Here is a 19,322-nt window from a genome sequence, read left to right on the forward strand (position 1 = left end):
CTTATTCAGGGAATTTAATGACAATTTAGGAATAAATCTCTTTTACCAGTCCATTCCTGTGTTGTAAAATTAATCTTTTAATGTTCGCAATTTGATAAGATCTTCATCTCTTCGGTTACCGTGAATCTGAATGGTCGATAATGCAGTTTCTATTTGGTTAAATTCATCCTCACTCAGTACAATTTCAGCTGAACCCATATTCTCCTCAATCCTTTTCATATTTCTTGAACCAGGAATAGGTACGATAAAATCATTTTTATGAAGCATCCAAGCCAGGGAAACCTGTGCAGGAGTCGCTTCTTTTATGGTGGCAAACTGATGCAATACTTCTAACAAAGGCTGGTTGGCAATGATATTGTCCTTCTCAAAACGGGTAATAACCCTTCTTGCATCAATTCCCTTAAACTGTGTTTCCGCATTCACCTGGCCAGATAAGAAACCATTAGCAAGGGGTGAAAAGGCAACAAAACCAATTCCAAGTTCCCCACAGGTTGGAATGATATCCTTTTCAAACTGTCGCGCCATGATGGAATATTCACTCTGAATGGCAGTGATTGGAGTCACCGCATGAGCCCTTCTGATTTCCTCTTTCGTTGACTGTGATTGACCCCAACCCAATATTTTTCCTTCTTTGATCAGTTCACCCATGCAATAAGCAATGTCTTCAACTGGAATATCTTTATTGACCCGATGCTGATAATACAATTCGATATGGTCTGTTTTCAGTCTTTTTAATGAGTTTTCTAGTTTGTTTTTAATGATACTCATTAATTTTTCTGTGGAATAATCTTCGATACTTTCCTGAATCCAGAACTTAGTGGCAATGCTGACTTTATTTCGGATGTCGGCTAAAGCCTCACCCAACAATTCTTCATTGGCTCCCATTGCGTAGGCTTCAGCAGTATCAAAAAAGGTACAGCCAAGATCATAAGTGTTTCGAATTAATTCAATAGATTCCTTTCGATCCGGTACTGATCCATACCCCTGACTTAGTCCCATACTTCCATAGCCGATTGCCGATACTTCCAGGTCTCTTAATTTTCTTGATTTCATTTTTTCTTATTTAAAGTTTACTAAGCAAAGGTCATCTTATCGCAAGACTTGCACGTAGCCTGATTGCGGGATCACGTAGCCTGATTGCGGAAAGTAAGTTGAATTAAATAAATTAAAGTTTTGAGCATTTCTAAAATACCAAAGCGAATAGGCAAAAGAATACCTACGTAATTTTTGAGATTCCAAAATGTCTGATTAACCCCTGAAAATGTCTGTTTAAAGTACTTTGTACGTGATCCGCTTGCCTGTACTTTTTAAGTTTGCATCATAATCATACAAAAATAAACGATAATGAAAGCATTCAGAACAATTTCAGCAGCAAGTATTTTATGTGTAACTCTTTTTACTGTAGTTACCGTATCGTGCACAGAGGAGAGTGAGGTGATCACCCAGGAAGTACAGGTATTAAATCACCGTAACGCTAAAACTAAATTTGTAAAAGTCAAAGGCAATGATTTTGCGTACCGTACCTGGGGAAAAGAAGATGGAATTCCTTTGGTATTGTTACCGGGATTAGGAGGTTCTATGGACGATTGGGATCCTTCAGTAACAGACGGACTGGCACAGAAGTATAAGATCATCATCTTCGATAACCAGGGAGTCGCAGCTTCCCAGGGAACTACCCCAAACACCGTACAGGCTATGGCAGATGATGCCATCGATTTTATCAAAGCTTTAAACCTTACTAAAGTCAATATCATGGGATTCTCTATAGGTGGATTTGTAGCGCAAAGAGTGGTTTTAACCCAACCCACACTGATCAACAAAGTGATCCTAACAGGGACGGGACCAAAAGGAGCAATAGGATTATCCAATTTACCTAATATCATTGCCGGAACAGCAGGATTAAGTGCTGAAGAATCTTTCCTGAAATTCGGATTTACACAATCTGCAGCGAGTATTGCAGCTGGAAAAGCGTCGTATGCCAGAATCCAGCTTCGTACCACCGACAGAGATCTTCCATTAAGTGATGCCACTTCCAATTCACAGTTTACTGCGGTTCTAAGTTGGGCACAGCCTGATGCCAATTCACTTGAAGATATAAAAATGATTAAAAATCCTGTGCTTATCGTTCATGGAGAAAATGATCTTCCCGTATCGGTTCAGAATGCACAAAATATGAAGCAAAATTTAGAACATGGCGAACTTCTGGTTTTTCCGGATTCAGGTCATGCGTCTTTCTTCCAGAATCATGACGCGTTTGTAGCGAAAGCTGTTGCGTTTTTAGGTGAGTAGTTTTGTTTTTGTGGTTAAGAGCCTACCGTTTATGGTAGGCTTTTAATTTTTATATAACCTTAATTCAAAAATGTATTTGCTGAGTGATAATTCAACTGATTTATTGCCATTCTTCCATTTCACAGTTGAATTTTCTTTATCCCGATTATTTAAAATAGGACTTCCTAGTTTTCGCGTTAGAAAAGAAAAGAGCCAGTCAAATTTTGATTTATATAACTTTTGTGTATCGATATTAGAGGTAGTTCGATCTTCTTCTACACTATCAAAATGTGATTTAATACCCCATTCAAATTCTATCAATTCAATTGATTTTTCCTTTGCTGTATAATAATACATTGTTATCAGATGAATAGAAGGACTTTCCTTTTTTCGATAAATTCTAGGAGTTTCTATATCTTTTCCGTCAAGTAGGTAGTGAGAGATTTTGTGACTCTGGGTTAAGTCCCTTGCATTTTCCTTTTGCTCAATATCATCAATTTTATCTAAAGACAAGGTATCTAAGTTAGAATAGAAGTAATCGAAATTTTTTTCAACCCAGCTCCTTGCCCAGTCTTCATCCATAATAGGTTCCTTGTAAGAATTTTTAAATGAAGTCACATTGATTTGATCTTTTTTAATTTCAATGATCCCAAAAGTATTTTTATCGTTAGTAGCAAACTGAATAGTTTGATATAGATTGTTCTGTATTGGGTTTCTTGTATCATAATACCATTTGAACGGGTGGAGATCATATTTAAAATCAAAAATTGGTATTAACTTTTTATTCTCGAGTCTTCCGATTTTTGTTGAAATACCATCGTTAAATAAATGATAAAATTTATTGTTCGCTACAAAAGAGGTTGCTATCGAACGTTTAGATTTATCATCAGTTGTATCAATATATATAACTTCACCTCCTTTCATTGAGACGCTCCCTTCTCTGAAATAACGTTCTGCTAATACTGCTTTTTTATAATCGTAAGTTTTTTTACTTATTGCTAATTTTCTAGGATCTGATACTCTAAGGATGTATTTACTTGTCGTTAAATAATAGGCATTATCAAATTTATTGATCACTGGATCTGTTGCGGCTATTTCATATTGTTTATGAGTTAAATTATCTTTGAACCAAGTTACCCCGCCCCATTCCCCGAAGTCGCGAGCATATATGGTGTATTTTTTATCTTGATATACAAGATCAATTCCTTTTTTAGTTTCAATCCATTCTTTATTTTTTTCATCAAGATAAAAAGTATGATGATTATAATACTCTGTGGTAAAGATGGAATCATTTTTTATATATAAATCGTAGTAATAGGTTTGGAGCTTTTCAGGAACACTTATTTTAGAATTAACTTTTCCTTCCTCATCTAAAATGTAAAAGTTGTGATTAGAACCAGAGCTGAATTTATCATTATCAGTCTGAAAATAACAATAATATTTGGAATTATATTTTAACCAGGGTCCAGGACTTCCGGGAATATTAATTTCTATGGTTTTATAGTCAACTTTTAATTCTTGTGAATGACAAGATTGTATAGAAAATATTACGATAAAAATGAGGATAATGTTTTTCATGGAGCTAACTGTAATGATGCTAACTTACGATTAATTCTGAGATTAATTTATATTCTACTTGCTGAAAATCTTAGATTTTCTTACGCCTTAAAAACAGCATAATATTCGAAATTCCCTTGCGCCTTTGCGATTAACTAAATGAAACTCAGTAATAGGTTAGCCCTTTTTATAATCTCTAATCTCTTTTTCAATGTAAATATTCATTAATGCTTATATCTCTGTTTTTATTATTGGCCTCTTCTATAGCCTTTAAGATCGTTTTTATTTGAATTTTATCGATCATGTATTGATCAAAAAACACATATTCAATCGTTTTTGTGTTTTTAATATTTTCTAAAGGATCTTTTGTAAGAAGTACCAAATCAGATTGATATCCTTTTTTTATTTTTCCAGTATTGCTTTTCATCCAATTGCCTGGAGCGACGGTTGCGGAATAGATTGCCTGTGAATTGGTCATTCCGGATTTAGATAAAGATTCCAGTTCATTATGAAGGGAAAAACCGGGAACAACAGTTGCTACATTGGCATCTGTACCAGCCATAATGTTTACTTTTTGATCGACCAATGCTTTGGTCATGATGTGAATTGCTTTTGTATAGGTATTCCAAAAAACCTTAGAGGCCTCTTTTGCATCTGGTTCATCTTTTCCAGAATATTCATATCCATTTTTACCAGGTAACCAACCTAATTTGTAAAGTGGTGTTCCTTCGATAATTTTGGGATTTACATATTTTAATTCTATTGTTTTAAGCTTAGACTTTAAGTCAAATTTTTGGCTTAGAAAACCTTCACATAACCAAACCGTTGAAGTCACACTCATATTATTCTTTTTTAACTTTTTTGCAATTTCGGGGGCACGTGCTTTTAGAAAATTGAGGTATTCTTCAGGGTTTTTAGAAATTGATTTTCCAAAATCATCAATCGTTTTAACGGTTAATTCTTCAATGTGAGCAACTTCATTTTGACCTGACTGATAAAGAGTTTCTAAATCCACTAATGGGATATGACCAATAACAGGAATGTTATTTTCTTTGGCAATCTCTATGGTTGTTTTAAACATTTCTGGATTTACAAAACCATACATTTTAATAGCATCATAGCCTTGTTCCTTGATTTTTTTTATTGCTTTTTGAGCATCCTTTTTATTGGCGTAATTAATAGAATGTCTGGTCCAGCTGTAATAATAACCTGCCAATCCGCGCTCACTAAATATTGGGGGAGAGGCAATAAACATTCCGGGACCCATGTTATTTTTCTGTATTGATTTTCTCCATTCTAAATTGACAGGCTGTCCGGCCATCTCTCTAACATAGGTAACACCATTTACTAAATACAAAAATAAATCATTCTTACTTTCTTTTAGATGAACATGACTGTCTACAAGACCTGGAATCAGGTATTTGTTAGTGCCATCAATGATTGTTGCTGTATTATTTATTGGTTGATTTTTGCCTAACTGAATGATGATACCATCTTGAATAAGTACATCCTGGTTTTTAATGAAATGGGTACAATCGTCTGAAAGAATACTGACGTTTTTTATCTGAATTATTTTGGCTGGTTTAACGATCGAAGATATATTGATGACCTCAGTAGACTTACCCAAAACCTTATTTAATTCATGATCTGCCCATATAAAAACGACCATAAGAATACCGGACAATATAATGACCGAATACAGAACTCTTCTTAACCAAAGTTTCATAAATTATTTATTTTTATCTGCGACAAAAGTAAATGGAAATTGATCCTTAGAGGTTATGAATAGGGGAATTAGGTACGAAATAAGCCGTTTTAGGTACGAGAATTATAAGGCCAATAGATCTTTCCTGTAATTTTTAGAAACAGGCAATTCAATTTGAGTAAGAGAAATGGTATCCTGATTTTTCCATGCCTTAAAATGAGATGGATTTATTAAATGTGACCGATGGACCTGAATTAAAAAATCAAAATCATTCTGGACTTTTTTTAATGTACTCCGAATTAATTTCTTTTTCATTTGACTTCCATCGGTAAAGAAGATCTCGACATAATTTTGTGAATTTGAAACACAGATCAAATCCCCTTTTTTTATTTTTAAAATATCCAGTTTATTTTCTCCCCGGATAATGATGATATCGTCTTCAGCAGGAATTAAGGAGACCACATATATTCTTGCTAAAATTATTATGGGAGTGGAAATCAGGGCTGATTTAAGAATGATCATTTTAAAAAATTTAAAAAAATCATATCCACCATGTAAAACAGGACTTTTATAAAAGCAGTATGTGCTTACCCAAAAAAGGAGCTGGAAAAAAAAGAGACTGGCTATTTCAAATCCAATATTCCATTTTGAGAGTTTCTGATAAATACTTTTTTGAACGACCGAAAGTAATCCATAGCATAAAAAAGCAATCAGGCTAAATCCAATACTGATGATTACCCATACTTTAAAACTTACCGTCCCATCGTCAAATGGCCTTATAAAAAAAGCGAAGATAAAAAGCCACATACTGATGAAAATTCCTATCAGTAAATGATGCTTAATTGAAGGGTTTAACTTTTTCATTGAATAAAAATAGTCTGCTATATACTGAGATATTTGTTTCCGGAATTCTATACTTTCAATATACAATTAGTTTCGGGAGTAGGTTGGTTCTTCGGTTGATCCTTATTACTGCAGGTTTCGGGATGCTATTTCTTTTTGTACTTCCTTTTCTAAGATGGTATTGCTTGCAAAACTCCTGGCGATCAGAATTGCTGCGACCAAAGTAAAGAAAGTGAAAAATCCAAACCCATTTTTTACGGCACTATACACTACAATTCCGATAGTAACTCCAATAATGGTAGCATTAATTAATTTATCGGTCTTTAAGTTTTTTAGTTTCTTTAAAAGCTCTTCATTGCTTAACGCTGTCAGGTTTTCAGGTTTCATGGATTTAGTTTTTACTAAGGGCTAAAATAAAATAATTTTGGTTAATGTACATCTACGTTTGAGTGAATAGTTATTATTTTAAGTAAATAAAAAAGTTCACCGATAATCAGTGAACTTTTTTGTATTAGTTAATTTGAACTTTATTTTTTAAGATCATCAATCTTATTTTTTGCTTCTACAAAAGCAGCTTCTATTGTATCTCCATTATCGATAAATAAGGTGTTATCTGAACCATACTTTTCTAATTTAATATACCATTTAGCCTTCCCCTGACTTACATAATATCCAACCTGAAAACCATCTACAGTTACAAATTTATTTTCCATATAATCTGGATTGGAGGTAATATCACTATTAACTTCTGCTTTTAATACTGCTATGGCTTTTAAAACTTCGATCAAGTCACTATATTCAATAGATGCAGTTGTATTATTGTATTTACCTGTTTTTTCAATTTGATAGAAATAAGCATTTGACGAACCATTTGAGATCTTTCTGACTCTTGTTTCAGAGGACTCATAAGTAGCCTTTAATTTAGGGAGTTTAGTATCTACAAATTTTGTAATGCTTCCTGTTTTTGATGCAAAAACATCCATTTTAGTTTTTACAGGTTCTGATTCCTTTTTCACATCTTGTCCATAGGAGGTTATTGAAATAAAAATGATTGCACTAATGGAGAGTATTTTTTTTACCATTTTATCTATTTTTTAATGTGAGACAAATTTGGTTGTTTAATTCTTTTATTCAATACGGAAATCCACAGTGTCCAAAAATAATTTTTAGGATATTAGAAATAAACCCATCTTATGAAAATAATAAAAACCCCATTAATGTCAATTTAATAGGGTTTCAAATCTTAAGGTTTTGAATTCTAATTGAGTTCAATAAACAGCTCCTCGTTAGACCGCCTTACTTTTTTAAGATTCACCAGCCAGTCATTCTCTTCATCTCGGTATCCTAAAGCCATAAGAACTGTACTCTTTAATCCCTGCTCTCGAAGATGAAGGATCTCATCGTAAGCTTCACTGTCAAAACCTTCCAGAGGAGTGGCATCTACTTTCAGATGGGCAGCAGCAAGAAGACCAAATCCCAATGCGAGGTAAGCCTGATGCGCGGCACCTACAAAATGCTGGTCCTTACTTCTTTGATCCAGGATACCAAGAAGTTTTAAACGGTAGTCATCGGTGGCACTGGAAGGCAGGTTGCGTTCCTTATTGCTGAATTCGAAAAATGTATTCACTCTTTCCGGGGTGTACTCATCCCACGCGGCAAAAACCAGCAGGTGAGAAGCCTGAAGAATCTGCTTCTGTTCCCATGATACGGGATATAACTTTTCCTTTAATTCCTGATTGGTGATCACAAAAACTTTAAAAGGCTGTAAGCCTGAACTCGAAGGCGACAAACGGATCGCTTCCAGAATCTGGTCGATCTTTTCATTTTCTATTGTTTTCCCATTAAAACTTTTTGTGGCAAATCTCCATTGTAATGTTTCTTGTAATGACATAATGTTGCGTGTTTTTTATTAAAAATCTGTTGAGGTTTTAATCTCATTTATGGGTACAAAGTTAGGGTGTTTTGGTTTCCATAATACACCTGTTACCCGTTGGTAACCAGTTACTAAAAAGTAACCAGGTGACTTTTTGTAAAAAGAATTCTGTAATTTTGAGTAATAATTTCAGGGTATGAAAAAAGATAAAATTGAGATCGGTGAAAAATGCAAAAGCCATATCCGTGGGGTAAAGGATACCATGGATCTACTGGACGGAAAATGGAAAACCCTTATTATAAGCCAATTATACTACATTGGGAAATTGCGTTTTATGGATTTAAAAAGGCAGGTAGAAGGTATCGCTTCAAAAACCCTTTCAAAGGAATTGAAGGATCTGGAAATGAATAACCTTATCAAAAGAACCCAGAACAATACCATGCCCGTTTCTGTGGATTATGAACTGACCTGTTTTGGTGAAAGCCTGCATACGATTATCGATACGATGGGAGAGTGGGGGATCAAGTACAGGAAAGATTTGCTAGGAAAAGAGACTAAAGTGGTTGCTGAAGTTGTAAATTGATCCGTAAGGTTTATTTTCTCGGATCTATCATGATGTTTTCGTTTAAATTTGTAATTAAAGAATGGATAACGAATCCGACATTCACGACAGCGATATAGGCATAACCTATATGATCAAATTTCACTATAGTTGAGCTATTTTTGCCTTCCTTTATTTCAGGTTATTACTGTATTTTTTCGGCTTTTGACCTATATGTTTTTCAAATACCCTTGAGAAATGACTTAGGTTTTCAAAACCCATTAGATAGCCTGCTTCAGATACGGACAGTTTTTCATCCCGTAAAAGCCGGGCAGCTTCTTTCATGCGTAAGTGCTGATAGTAATCGTAAATTCCCATACCAAAAACCTGCGTGAATATTTTACGGAGCTTAAGTTCATTCATTCCTGCAATTTGTTTCAGCTCTGCAATGCTGGTCGGTTGGCTTAATGAGGAAACTATTTTGTCGCGTACCTGGTAAATAGATTTTATTTCCTTTCCGCTTAGTTTTTGGTGGACAGAACCTTCCCGTTTGCGCAAACTTTCAAATAAATAAAAAAGAAGTTCCATCGCCTTGATTTTGTAGTAATAACTTTTCATTGTACTTGGCGCTTCCTTTTTTACAATATCGTTTATGGTGCGCAAAATATCATCGGTCATCAATTCTTCAATCAGAAAACTGTTGGTATCATCGAACAGGAATTGAAAATAGGGAGATTCCTCCTTCAGAAAACTTTTCAGATAATCAGCACTGATGCTGATTGAAACGTACGTGGCCTGTGTATTTTTTGTAAAATTGATTTTCTGCTGTATCGTAAATGGGAATATCCGTACAAATGGCGCATCTCCGGACAGTTTGATTGTACTTATACCAGAAGAGGTCTGATCATCCTCAAAAATGTTGTAAAATAAAAACCCAATACTGTCTTTGATCGATGATGTTGCGGTTTTGCGGATAAAATTCTTTTTAATGTTAAACGTACCAAAATGCATGGCTATATCCGGCAAAAACGTGAAGGCTTTAAAAAGTTTGACTTCGACATACTGTAGCTCGTCCAGTGTCGTTAGTCCTACTTTGGCTGCATATTCAAGAATTCTGTGGTCTATATTATTATCTGCATCATTCATAATTTTTACGACTATTTTTAATAGCTATTGGAGTATTTTAATCGTAAAGTTACTGCTAATTTTGATCTATCAATGTTACAATGACAATTAAATTTTCAAGCTATGAAAAAACAAGTTTTGATCTCAGGGGCAAGCTTTGCCGGATTAACGTTAGCGTATTGGTTAAACAAATTTGGCTATAAAGTGACGGTCGTGGAAATTGGCAAAGGTCTTAGAAAAGGCGGTTCGCCCATCGATGTCCGTGGCAAAGCCCTGGATGTTGTAAAAGAAATGGGAATATTGCAAAAAATAAAAGACCATGAATTTATCCATACCGATGAGGTTGTCAATGCCAAAGGCGAAACACTGACTACTTTTTCAATAAACGCACTGGAAGAATATCTCGGTGATATTGAAATCCATCGCAACGACCTGGTCGATATTATTTTTGATATTGTCCCTAAGGATGAAGTCGAAATTGTTTTCGGCAATAACATAAAGAGCTTAATCCAGCATGAAGACCGTGTGGATGTATCCTTTGAAAATGGACCGAACAGAAGTTTTGATTTCTTATTTGGAGCAGATGGTACACACTCCATCGTAAGGAAACTTGTATTCGGTCCTGAAGAAAATTTCAAAAAGTTTTTCGGTGTTTACTTTGCTTTTGCCAAAGCAGATCATATACAAACAGGCAAGTCAGGTAACACGGGAATCGTATACCGGGAGCTGGGCAAACAGGCGGTGATATATCATTTCAAAGAGGGAGCGAATGCTATACTCATGTTTAGGACACCTCAATTGGATTGGGATTATAGAAATGATGACCAACACAAGCAAATTCTAAAAGAATATTTTGGCAATAATACAAATTGGAAAATCCCTGAAATATTAGACACCATGCTTCATTCCGATAATTTGTATTTTGATGAAGCCTGTCAAATTCATATGCCGAACTGGACAAAAGGACGAGTTGCCCTGATTGGCGATGCTGCACATGCACCAAGCTTTTTTACTGGAATGGGTACAAGTCTGGCTTTGCAGGGGGCAACGTTATTAGCAAAGGAGCTTAAAGAAAATGATGATTATAAAACTGCTTTTGAGAAGTATAGTGAAACGTTCAAGCCAGTTGCAGAAAGTATTCAATCACGTATTACAAGAGGACTAAAGGTTCAGTTGCCAGAAACAGAAGAAGAGTTACAGGCATCTTTCATGGCGATGACTAATAATAAGCCGTCCTAGTTGCTGAAATTGAAAGAGTTCAAAAGAAATCTCACGTTCGGTCATCTATCCTTACTCATGTCCAATGAATAACATCTTACATAATAATTCGGGAAACTTAAATCTCTCGAATTTTTCAATTTTTTTTTGTTGCATTTATAATAAAAAACAGGTAACGAGCGTGACGTTAGCAATAACTTATGAAGAATTAGGCTCAGTAAAGGCCAATATTTAAGAGTAGGTAAGATTTATGATTAAAAAGTTTTATGGTTACATATACTTTTAATTTGAGCTGTTTGAATGCTGTTGTGATTAAAAAAATTATTATATAAATGACTTTTTAGTAAAAATGTAATAATTAGAAAATTAATTAAATCTACGCAAATTGATTGCGTATGTGTTAATTAGCTTTGTAATATGAAATTTATCTAATAAAATATTTGGGAAGGAATTGTTACAAATATGTGAGGTTTGAAAATAATTCCAACAATAATATTCTTAGAAAAATTGATTTAAAATTTTTATTAACAAAACTCCAGCAGAAATATAATAAGCTGGCCTGGGTGGAAGAGACCAGAAAATATTATTTATTATGAGTATTTTTTATGTAACAGCGGTAAGATACAGTAGTGATCATTCGCATATTAGTCATGTGTTAGTTCATTCACCAGAGAATGTAGGAGGACGTCTAACTAAAGGAATTATTTTAAGTAAAGAACAAGTAATTACCAATATTGGTCAAGGGCACATTTATACAACTGCGATCCATAGTTATAGGGATCAATGTTGGAAATATGGTGCTAAAATTGGAATTGTATCAGTAGGGTTTAATCGTTATCTTAGAACAGATCGAGATTCAACCTCGACTGATAATTTGGAAAATCTTTTATTGATAGATGAGTTAAGATAAAATGGATAGGATATAAATAGATTGTGGTCAGCTTTTATATAACCTATCTTTTATTTATCTCCCTTTAGTTGAAAATTTCTTATCTAATAGATGTAAGTGGAAACAAAAAACTTTCAAATAAAAAATTTGAAAGTTTTTTGTTTAATATTTAATGAATTAGTTATCCTCTTGTACAAGTAACTAATATTATTTTAAAATAGTTTCTCGCTAATGTCATCAGTAATTCTTGGTGCTAGCCTATCATCTTTCCAATCGCTAATTAATTTGTAAGCTACACTTTTAATTGTCTCTATTTTTGATGTCACATTTTCTACTACATTAACGTCAATGGAGGCAATACCGTGTGCTATATCCTTTCTAATATCATAATTTTCATCAATCCAATCTATTTCATTAGGTATTATTGGCCAGTGGGGGCATTCACCCCAAATCGATTTAAATGTTTCCCACATATGACATTTGGTATTTGTACCGGGATTATTACAGCGATCTTTGTTAGGATTGTACTTGTTACAAAGAATTTCTATACTATTAAAAAATGCAAGAAATTTATCAAATGGGTCTTCTGTGTATAATCCTTTTCTATACCAGCCTACTGCCCGTAAAAATGTTGGCTCGGTTAAAACCCAAAGCCTTGCAGTTTTAAAAGCATCACTAAGTTCATTTTCGGCTAACCTTCTACGTTCAGTTTCTACTTTTGCTGGAAAGTTCTTATTATCTGTAATTGTTAATATAGTTGGTAGATTAATATTTAATGATAATACGTCCAGTGCTTGTCCACAAAAATAAAGAGCCGCTTTTCGGGCTATTGTTTGTTCAATCGCATATGCTGTTAATGTAATTGTTATTCCAAGTGAACTATTTTTTGATACCTCAATATCACTATATAATTTATCATTAAAATGGAAATCTTTACGTTGGCGAAAATTAAATTTTCTTTCAACAGTTATTGGACCATAAACATTTAATGTGATTTCCCAAGTAGGTAAATTTTCAGGCATACTTTACTTTATAAATTTGATTCAAGAATATTAAGATTTGTCCATGCTTAGATGAGATTTTCACACATAAAAATGATGATGTACTTTTTCAATAAAATTAACTTCTTCTTTATTTAAGCGCTTCTCTTTTGTTCCTTCATGTGCCCAAAGATTTCTATACGAGTTAAAAAAAGAAATCCATTTTAAAGCTTTTGGTTTACTTCCTATTCCATCACCAATATTAATTGAGAAGTCTTTTTCAAAAGTTGTGAAATCTATAGTTTTATTTTCCGGTATTTTGTTCCAATATTTTTCTATTATTGTTTTATAATCATTGATGTTAAACATTTCAGTCCAATCAACTTTCTTCTTGCCTAATCCCTCTTTATAGTTTTTTTCCATTTCTTGTTCAGCTCTATTTTGACATTCTCTCTTAATACTATTAATCTCCAAATCCCAAACGTCACCATATAGCAATTTCATCTTTGCTAGAACTATACTTTTCATTCTTTTCTCAATTTCGATACCTAAACTTCTTCCTTTATTTTGTAATTCTTCATCTTGAGTCTCTAACCATTTTATTAATTCCACTGGAAAATATTCATCGTGTTTTCTATGAATTATGCTTTGAAAAAAACGGAGCCACTTAGTTTCAACACCACTTCCTAAAAATGCTAGTTGCTTACTTTTCTCCTCATCTGTAATTTCCTTTTTTAAATATTCAAGTAATGACTCTAAATAAGGTTTTATTTTTTCAAATCGAGTATTTTCATCTGTGGATTGATTAATAATATTCTGATCAGTTAAAAATCTATTCAAACTGTCAATAATACATATAAAAGGGTAGGTTCCTCTATTAGATAATATTAATGATTTATCTTCAGTGTATATTTCATTATAATTTTGTTCTACATAATCGTAGCATTTAGCTAAAAGTTGAAATATTCTTTTTTTGCAATTAGTCATTTCTGCTGTGTGGTCATGATTTGAAATATTGTAAAGTGAATATTTATGAGCTTCTTCTGTGAAATTATTTCCTTTGGCTTTGGGTAATATATTAGAGGCGGAAAGAGCATTGGAAAAAGGTTGAAATGTTAAAAGTGACTTATCTTCACCAACGGAAATTTTTTCAAATAAAGGACTGCTTTGATTATTAGCAAGTTCTTTAATTATTGAAGAACGTAGTGCTTTAAGTCTAGAGTCTGTTCTATCTGAATTCCAATATAAATCTTCTTCAAGATCCAACCTTAAGCTTGGACTTACTGCTTTCTGATTTTCATTTATGTCCATGAAGATTTTAAGTTGATCACTAGTATCTAGGTTTTCAAATGCAACAACAGGAATTGTATTCGAATTTTTAAATTTTGAATTAGCATATCCATAAACACGGTGTTGACCATCAATTATATAAGCTATTGCAAAACTATTTGGAATTTTTAATGTCCCAAAACATGAATTTGTATCTCCAATTTTTGAACTTGCTTCAAATTGAACTTTATTCTTTTTATTGCTAAAGTTTATTATTATTGAATTTGGAAAATACCCTCCGTCATCAATAAACTTTGTAATACCGGGCAATCTTTTTGCAACTAAAAGTCTTTGATATGTTGGGAATTCTGATTCATTGACTTTTGTTCGATGGAGAATAAATCCCATCTTCAATAGTAATTCCGGTTCAATAGAAAACATGTAGTAAGTTTTGGTTCCCATTTCACCTTTTACAGCCGGAATTTCTATTCGATCTTTACTAATAAGTTCATTTTTAAAGATTAATCCTAAAAATTGATAAAATGCAACATTTTTATAGTTTTTTATTAGGTCATCAATATATTTAAAAGTATTATTGTTATAATAAAAAGAATTTGTAGAAAGTAATCTTTTCATATCTTCACTTTCCATATCAATTCGTAGATTTCTAGTAGCAAAAATGTATTTGATTTTTAAATTTTTCCCATAAATCTGCTGAAGAGTCTTTTTAAAACCATCTAATCTTAAACTTAATAATTCAAATTCATCTTTAAAACTTGGTGCTTTTTTAAGCGTATCACTTGATTTACATTCAATTATAATTGCTGTGTCGTCATTAATAGCAAGAACATCAATCTGCTTCTTATCATTATTGTTAAAGTTTAAATGTAAATTTTCATCTATATTTAGAGTTCTATATCCTAAATCATATATTTGGCACCACACATCATCCTCAAACTTTTTAGAGTGAGATTTAGCTTTTCTAAGTCTAGTTTTCGTTTTTAAAGGTTTACCAAAAATTTCCCACCTTTCCTTAATATAAGCATCAACCAAGTTATGATCTACACTGACAATTTGATAATCATTTTTTTTTGCTTTATATAATTTACCAAGAAAAGAAGTATCATTAGTTATTTTTTTCTCAATCTCAATAACTTTAATGTGATCGATATATGTCATATTGTATTTTATAAAATGTTGGTTAAAATTAATTCAGAGTATTTTTCCCTTTTCGCATTTTTTCCTCCAATTAAGCTTGCTCTTTGAAGTTCATACATTTTATCTCCGTTTGAAAATATCTCTTTTATTGCTATATGTGCTGCATTGGTCATAATATAGTAAGCACCAATTTCTTTTAATTTCTGAATGTACTCCTGTAATCTATATTGATCATTCAAAGAAAAAATCTTTTGATTATATTGAATGAATCCATTTTTATTATGAGCAACAGTATAAGGTGGATCAAGAAAGACTAAATGACCTGGTTTAACTTTATCAATTGTTCTGTGAAAGTCTTCAGAATTAATGTTTGTGTTTTTCAGATTTTCACTTGCAATTTTGAGATTTTCAAAATCATATTTATGATTTTTTCGATGCCCAAAAGGAACATTGTATTCACCTTTTAAATTAACTCTGAAAATTCCATTAAAAGAAGTTTGATTTAAATATATAAACCGTGCAGCCTCTTTAATTTCATCTTCAAATTTTTCTTTTCTAATTTTATAATAGAATTCTTCTGTATTTTCAAACCCATTAAGTAAATGTATTATGGGTTCAACATGATCTCTTAACTGAATATATGAATTAATCAGCTCATGATTAGAATCAGAAATAAAGGCGTTCCTAGGATTGAGATGAAAATAAATGGAGCCTCCTCCTATAAAAGGTTCGTGATAAGTTGTAAATGCATTAATGTCTACTAATCTATCAATTTCTTTTAATAACCATCTCTTTCCTCCTGCCCATCGTAAAAATGGTTTAGCTTTAGTTTTAATCATTTGCTGTGGTTATTTTATTGTGAAAATTTAAAATAATTCACAAATATAAATTATTGAAAAATTAATTGTTGGTATTTTTAAGTAGATTTTGAACTTTTTTAAATCCATAATTATTAGTTTGCCGTAAATATCCAAATTAAAATGATATTAAACAATACGGTTTTCCGTAAAATTATTTTAATTAAATTTTTTTTAATTATAAATGAAACAAATTAGTACTTTCTTTCCTAGAAGGCTTTTTTGTTATATTTGGGGAAACTAATAATAGATGCGACAAAACAAGCAAGACACGGATCAAGAACTTGACTTAAAGTATTTAGCAATAATAGTTGGTTCGATAATAGTTGTACTCTGGTTAATATCATTAGGAGTATTAGGTATATGGGTCACTAAGGGTAATGAAATTGGAGATTCTTTTGGAGCAGTTAACGCCTTATTTTCAGGTTTGGCACTTGCTGGAATTATTCTCACAATTTTAATGCAAAGAGAAGAGCTTAAATTACAAAGAAGGGAACTAGTATTAACCCGGAAGGAAATGGAACACACCAGAGATGAATTTGTTACTCAAAATGAAACCCTTAGAATTCAGCGTTTCGAAAATACATTTTTTCAAATGACTTCCTTGTTAAGTAGTATTTTAGCGAATATTGAAATTGATTGGGAAAGATATGGCATTATCAAATCAAGAAAAGCTCTAAATAAGTTGGCATATACATTGAGTGGTTACTTAGTAGAAGAGATGCACACAGATGAGTTCATGGAACGTATCTTGCAATTTGATTTATCAAGTCTAGATGAAGCTGTAACAGAAAAAGATTTAATACTAGTTTACGATAGGCTTTATCAGAATAATAAAGATATTTTGGGACATTATTTCAGAACTCTATATCATATAATCAAATTAGTTCACGAAACAGACGGCGTTGATAGAAAAAGATATATATCAATAATCAGGGCTCAGTTGTCAAACTCTGAGCAGATACTATTATTCTACAATTGTTTACATGAAAATGGGAAAGAGAAATTTAAACCATTGATTGAAATTTATTCACTTTTACATAATATTGATTTATCATTTCTTCCTAATATGGAATTAAAAACAGTTTATGCAGAATCAGCTTATAATACTACAGCCCCTTAATTGGGGGCTTTACTTAACGGTTTTGTAGTTCATGAACATATCGCATGCAATTTCCAATAGGAACTACTGTAAGTAATGGATTGCCGAATCTCATGATTGTCTTCACTTCAAATTTATAGAGACATTTATTGTTAAAAGCATAATCTAAATCATTATAAAAATATAATTTAAAACCTGCATAGTCATTAATTTCTAAGTCAGTTTCAAGATTTACAAATCCTAGTTTAGTAAGGATTGACTCAGTTAAATCTACAGGCATTATATCCTCGTACTTGGCTGTATGTTTGCTGTCTGGATAGTCTACTTGTTTACATTTAACAAAATAATCGTCTGCTTCTTCGACTTCTAATATTACTTCAATGGGGTTTCTGGGAATAAAATTACTTTCTAAGTATACCCAATTCCCAACTTTGACATCATCTTTAATCATATGTTCATGGTTTTATTTCTGTCAAAGTTAACTCTTTTCCATTGAGTACGAAGAAAGGATTTTGTAACTGGTGAATATAAGTAAGTGTACCACACGCGAATAATTCATTTGATATAAATGCTATACTTCTGGGAACAACTGCAGACTCTCCAATTCAAATTTTAATTTATAAATTCCTACATCTTCGATAAACTCAAACCCAAACTTCAATACCCAGTACTCGGTTAAGGGGACGGCATGTAGTAGTCAAGAGCTATATCGTTAATTAATATCTAATCTCCCAGATTGTAAAGCTGATATACATATTCAATATTTTCATCTTCTTTATCACGTATAAAATTTCCTAACCGTAATTCGTTTGTTTCTATAATTCAAATTTAAGTTATTTTAAAAATTTGGACTTACTATTATTCAGTCACGAAACACAATATATAAAACCAAATTTTCTCTATATTTGTACAAAGCACAATAAACCACTATGGAAAAGCTAAGAAGTCTAAGAAAGCAGCGAGGATACACTCAGGAATACATGTCAAACATCTTATCAACAGATGTTTCCAATTATTGTAGAAAGGAGAATGGAGATGTCAAAATATTTGAGGACGAGTGGGAAAAGTTGGCTAAGGCTTTGGATGTTTCTGTTGAAGATATTAAAGAGGAGAGAGGTGCTCAGGTGCAGAATAATGATAACCTTACTTTTAATGATAGTACAGGGAACTTTCAGTCTACTAATAATTACTATAATCTACCAGAGTATATACTGGAAAATCAACAAGATTACATCAACCTTCTAAAAGAGCAGATTGAAGCTTTAAAAGAAGAAAATAAAAGATTAAAATCTGGGAAATAAATCTGTTTCAGAAAAACAGATCTTCAATATACTATACTGCATCTAACGAGGCAGTATTTTTTTGTAATAAATTATTCTTTAAATGTTCCTATATGAATTACAATTTGATCATTTATAAGGTCAAATCTCTTATTCTTCCTTGTTATTTTAACTGGTTCACAAAACTGGGAAACTTATGTTTTCCGAATTGATTGCTTAACATTCATTATTTCATAATTAGAACAGTAAAAAAAACTAAAGTTTCAAATTTTCATTTGAAAAATTCAATAGATATTTTTATATGTAAGTATTTGTTATTTAGTTTATTAACATAGTTTTTTTTCTTGATTGTTCGATTTATATTTTTATATTGGGTACTTAACTTTATATATTTTAAACACAATGAAGAATTTAAAAAAATTATCTCGAAATGATCTTGAGACAGTACAAGGAGGAAGACGGCCGCAAACCTGGATCGCAGAGACATCTTGTGGTGTAACTGCTACCACTACCCAGGATTGGAGCGCACAACAAGCGAATGAATGGCGTGATAGAGTTGAAGCAATTAATTGCCCTCCACCTACTCATAGTGGTTCTATTACTAATTTAGCTTGAAATTAATTTAAATTTAGGCACTTATACTGCAATCATTTTAAC

Annotated in this window: 19 protein-coding genes; 7 read left to right on the forward strand and 12 right to left on the reverse strand. The window is 32.4% G+C overall.

Features of this window, described 5'->3' with window-relative positions:
- Positions 1 to 69: 69 nt before the first annotated feature.
- The gene (locus tag NG806_RS01110; protein WP_261511611.1) at positions 70 to 1,053 is read right to left on the reverse strand and encodes an aldo/keto reductase; all 984 of its coding nucleotides are present in this window, start codon (positions 1,051 to 1,053) and stop codon (positions 70 to 72) included.
- A gap of 291 nt (positions 1,054 to 1,344) precedes the next feature.
- Between NG806_RS01110 and NG806_RS01115 the strand changes: the two genes are divergently transcribed.
- Positions 1,345 to 2,289 carry an alpha/beta fold hydrolase gene (locus NG806_RS01115; protein ID WP_261511612.1) on the forward strand — a complete coding sequence of 315 codons (945 nt, stop codon included), beginning with the start codon at positions 1,345 to 1,347 and terminating at the stop codon, positions 2,287 to 2,289.
- A 42-nt stretch (positions 2,290 to 2,331) separates the two neighbouring features.
- On the opposite strand, the gene NG806_RS01120 is transcribed toward NG806_RS01115, so the two are convergent.
- From NG806_RS01120 to NG806_RS01145, 6 genes are all read right to left on the reverse strand, one after another.
- Positions 2,332 to 3,846 carry a hypothetical protein gene (locus NG806_RS01120; RefSeq protein ID WP_261511613.1) on the reverse strand — a complete coding sequence of 505 codons (1,515 nt, stop codon included), beginning with the start codon at positions 3,844 to 3,846 and terminating at the stop codon, positions 2,332 to 2,334.
- A 187-nt stretch (positions 3,847 to 4,033) separates the two neighbouring features.
- Positions 4,034 to 5,551, reverse strand: a complete 1,518-nt coding sequence (locus NG806_RS01125) for an amidohydrolase family protein (protein WP_261511614.1) — start codon at positions 5,549 to 5,551, stop codon at positions 4,034 to 4,036.
- A gap of 102 nt (positions 5,552 to 5,653) precedes the next feature.
- Entirely contained in the window at positions 5,654 to 6,394 is a 741-nt protein-coding gene (locus tag NG806_RS01130) for a LytTR family DNA-binding domain-containing protein (RefSeq protein WP_261511615.1), read from the reverse strand.
- A 105-nt stretch (positions 6,395 to 6,499) separates the two neighbouring features.
- Positions 6,500 to 6,760, reverse strand: a complete 261-nt coding sequence (locus NG806_RS01135; RefSeq protein WP_261511616.1) for a hypothetical protein — start codon at positions 6,758 to 6,760, stop codon at positions 6,500 to 6,502.
- Positions 6,761 to 6,900: 140 nt separating this feature from the next.
- Complete coding sequence (locus NG806_RS01140; protein WP_261511617.1) at positions 6,901 to 7,455, reverse strand: hypothetical protein; 555 nt, start codon at positions 7,453 to 7,455, stop codon at positions 6,901 to 6,903.
- A 176-nt stretch (positions 7,456 to 7,631) separates the two neighbouring features.
- Positions 7,632 to 8,264, reverse strand: coding sequence for an NAD(P)H-dependent oxidoreductase (locus tag NG806_RS01145; protein ID WP_261511618.1), 633 nt, complete (start codon positions 8,262 to 8,264; stop codon positions 7,632 to 7,634).
- A gap of 178 nt (positions 8,265 to 8,442) precedes the next feature.
- Here NG806_RS01145 and NG806_RS01150 point away from each other — a divergent pair, with 178 nt between their 5' ends.
- Positions 8,443 to 8,829, forward strand: coding sequence for a winged helix-turn-helix transcriptional regulator (locus NG806_RS01150; protein ID WP_214831737.1), 387 nt, complete (start codon positions 8,443 to 8,445; stop codon positions 8,827 to 8,829).
- A gap of 150 nt (positions 8,830 to 8,979) precedes the next feature.
- On the opposite strand, the gene NG806_RS01155 is transcribed toward NG806_RS01150, so the two are convergent.
- Positions 8,980 to 9,933, reverse strand: a complete 954-nt coding sequence (locus tag NG806_RS01155; protein ID WP_261511619.1) for an AraC family transcriptional regulator — start codon at positions 9,931 to 9,933, stop codon at positions 8,980 to 8,982.
- A 102-nt stretch (positions 9,934 to 10,035) separates the two neighbouring features.
- Here NG806_RS01155 and NG806_RS01160 point away from each other — a divergent pair, with 102 nt between their 5' ends.
- Both NG806_RS01160 and NG806_RS23025 read left to right on the forward strand, forming a co-directional pair.
- Positions 10,036 to 11,151 (forward strand): FAD-dependent monooxygenase, encoded by a 1,116-nt coding sequence (locus tag NG806_RS01160; protein ID WP_261511620.1) that lies wholly within the window; start codon positions 10,036 to 10,038, stop codon positions 11,149 to 11,151.
- Positions 11,152 to 11,722: 571 nt separating this feature from the next.
- Positions 11,723 to 12,040 (forward strand): DUF3892 domain-containing protein, encoded by a 318-nt coding sequence (locus NG806_RS23025; protein WP_390882555.1) that lies wholly within the window; start codon positions 11,723 to 11,725, stop codon positions 12,038 to 12,040.
- A 191-nt stretch (positions 12,041 to 12,231) separates the two neighbouring features.
- Here the strand turns inward: NG806_RS23025 and NG806_RS01165 are convergent, their stop codons facing one another.
- From NG806_RS01165 to NG806_RS01175, 3 genes are read right to left on the reverse strand one after another with little or no spacing between them, the layout of a single operon-like run.
- Positions 12,232 to 13,041, reverse strand: coding sequence for a methylamine utilization protein MauJ (locus tag NG806_RS01165; protein WP_261511621.1), 810 nt, complete (start codon positions 13,039 to 13,041; stop codon positions 12,232 to 12,234).
- A 60-nt stretch (positions 13,042 to 13,101) separates the two neighbouring features.
- A complete protein-coding gene (locus NG806_RS01170; protein ID WP_261511622.1) occupies positions 13,102 to 15,447 on the reverse strand; it encodes a DGQHR domain-containing protein in 2,346 nt (781 codons plus the stop codon).
- A gap of 8 nt (positions 15,448 to 15,455) precedes the next feature.
- Complete coding sequence (locus NG806_RS01175; protein ID WP_261511623.1) at positions 15,456 to 16,265, reverse strand: DNA adenine methylase; 810 nt, start codon at positions 16,263 to 16,265, stop codon at positions 15,456 to 15,458.
- 268 nt (positions 16,266 to 16,533) lie between these two features.
- On the opposite strand from NG806_RS01175, the gene NG806_RS01180 reads away from it, so the two are divergent.
- Entirely contained in the window at positions 16,534 to 17,406 is an 873-nt protein-coding gene (locus tag NG806_RS01180) for a putative phage abortive infection protein (RefSeq protein WP_261511624.1), read from the forward strand.
- A gap of 13 nt (positions 17,407 to 17,419) precedes the next feature.
- Here the strand turns inward: NG806_RS01180 and NG806_RS01185 are convergent, their stop codons facing one another.
- Positions 17,420 to 17,836: a hypothetical protein gene (locus tag NG806_RS01185; protein ID WP_261511625.1), complete on the reverse strand. Its 417-nt coding sequence runs from the start codon at positions 17,834 to 17,836 to the stop codon at positions 17,420 to 17,422.
- A 478-nt stretch (positions 17,837 to 18,314) separates the two neighbouring features.
- On the opposite strand from NG806_RS01185, the gene NG806_RS01190 reads away from it, so the two are divergent.
- Both NG806_RS01190 and NG806_RS23065 read left to right on the forward strand, forming a co-directional pair.
- Positions 18,315 to 18,686: a helix-turn-helix domain-containing protein gene (locus NG806_RS01190; protein WP_261511626.1), complete on the forward strand. Its 372-nt coding sequence runs from the start codon at positions 18,315 to 18,317 to the stop codon at positions 18,684 to 18,686.
- A gap of 381 nt (positions 18,687 to 19,067) precedes the next feature.
- The gene (locus NG806_RS23065) at positions 19,068 to 19,280 is read left to right on the forward strand and encodes a bacteriocin-like protein (RefSeq protein ID WP_449243616.1); all 213 of its coding nucleotides are present in this window, start codon (positions 19,068 to 19,070) and stop codon (positions 19,278 to 19,280) included.
- Positions 19,281 to 19,322 lie beyond the last annotated feature (42 nt).

Source organism: Chryseobacterium paludis, assembly GCF_025403485.1.
In the GTDB taxonomy this organism is placed as follows: Bacteria; Bacteroidota; Bacteroidia; order Flavobacteriales; family Weeksellaceae; genus Chryseobacterium; species Chryseobacterium paludis.

Coding starts and splice junctions, on each gene's coding strand:
- NG806_RS01110 (WP_261511611.1), bottom strand. CDS start 1,053: ATGAAATCAAGAAAATTAAGAGACCTGGAAGTATCGGCAATCGGCTAT.
- NG806_RS01115 (WP_261511612.1), top strand. CDS start 1,345: ATGAAAGCATTCAGAACAATTTCAGCAGCAAGTATTTTATGTGTAACT.
- NG806_RS01120 (WP_261511613.1), bottom strand. CDS start 3,846: ATGAAAAACATTATCCTCATTTTTATCGTAATATTTTCTATACAATCT.
- NG806_RS01125 (WP_261511614.1), bottom strand. CDS start 5,551: ATGAAACTTTGGTTAAGAAGAGTTCTGTATTCGGTCATTATATTGTCC.
- NG806_RS01130 (WP_261511615.1), bottom strand. CDS start 6,394: ATGAAAAAGTTAAACCCTTCAATTAAGCATCATTTACTGATAGGAATT.
- NG806_RS01135 (WP_261511616.1), bottom strand. CDS start 6,760: ATGAAACCTGAAAACCTGACAGCGTTAAGCAATGAAGAGCTTTTAAAG.
- NG806_RS01140 (WP_261511617.1), bottom strand. CDS start 7,455: ATGGTAAAAAAAATACTCTCCATTAGTGCAATCATTTTTATTTCAATA.
- NG806_RS01145 (WP_261511618.1), bottom strand. CDS start 8,264: ATGTCATTACAAGAAACATTACAATGGAGATTTGCCACAAAAAGTTTT.
- NG806_RS01150 (WP_214831737.1), top strand. CDS start 8,443: ATGAAAAAAGATAAAATTGAGATCGGTGAAAAATGCAAAAGCCATATC.
- NG806_RS01155 (WP_261511619.1), bottom strand. CDS start 9,933: ATGAATGATGCAGATAATAATATAGACCACAGAATTCTTGAATATGCA.
- NG806_RS01160 (WP_261511620.1), top strand. CDS start 10,036: ATGAAAAAACAAGTTTTGATCTCAGGGGCAAGCTTTGCCGGATTAACG.
- NG806_RS23025 (WP_390882555.1), top strand. CDS start 11,723: ATGAGTATTTTTTATGTAACAGCGGTAAGATACAGTAGTGATCATTCG.
- NG806_RS01165 (WP_261511621.1), bottom strand. CDS start 13,041: ATGCCTGAAAATTTACCTACTTGGGAAATCACATTAAATGTTTATGGT.
- NG806_RS01170 (WP_261511622.1), bottom strand. CDS start 15,447: ATGACATATATCGATCACATTAAAGTTATTGAGATTGAGAAAAAAATA.
- NG806_RS01175 (WP_261511623.1), bottom strand. CDS start 16,265: ATGATTAAAACTAAAGCTAAACCATTTTTACGATGGGCAGGAGGAAAG.
- NG806_RS01180 (WP_261511624.1), top strand. CDS start 16,534: ATGCGACAAAACAAGCAAGACACGGATCAAGAACTTGACTTAAAGTAT.
- NG806_RS01185 (WP_261511625.1), bottom strand. CDS start 17,836: ATGATTAAAGATGATGTCAAAGTTGGGAATTGGGTATACTTAGAAAGT.
- NG806_RS01190 (WP_261511626.1), top strand. CDS start 18,315: ATGGAAAAGCTAAGAAGTCTAAGAAAGCAGCGAGGATACACTCAGGAA.
- NG806_RS23065 (WP_449243616.1), top strand. CDS start 19,068: ATGAAGAATTTAAAAAAATTATCTCGAAATGATCTTGAGACAGTACAA.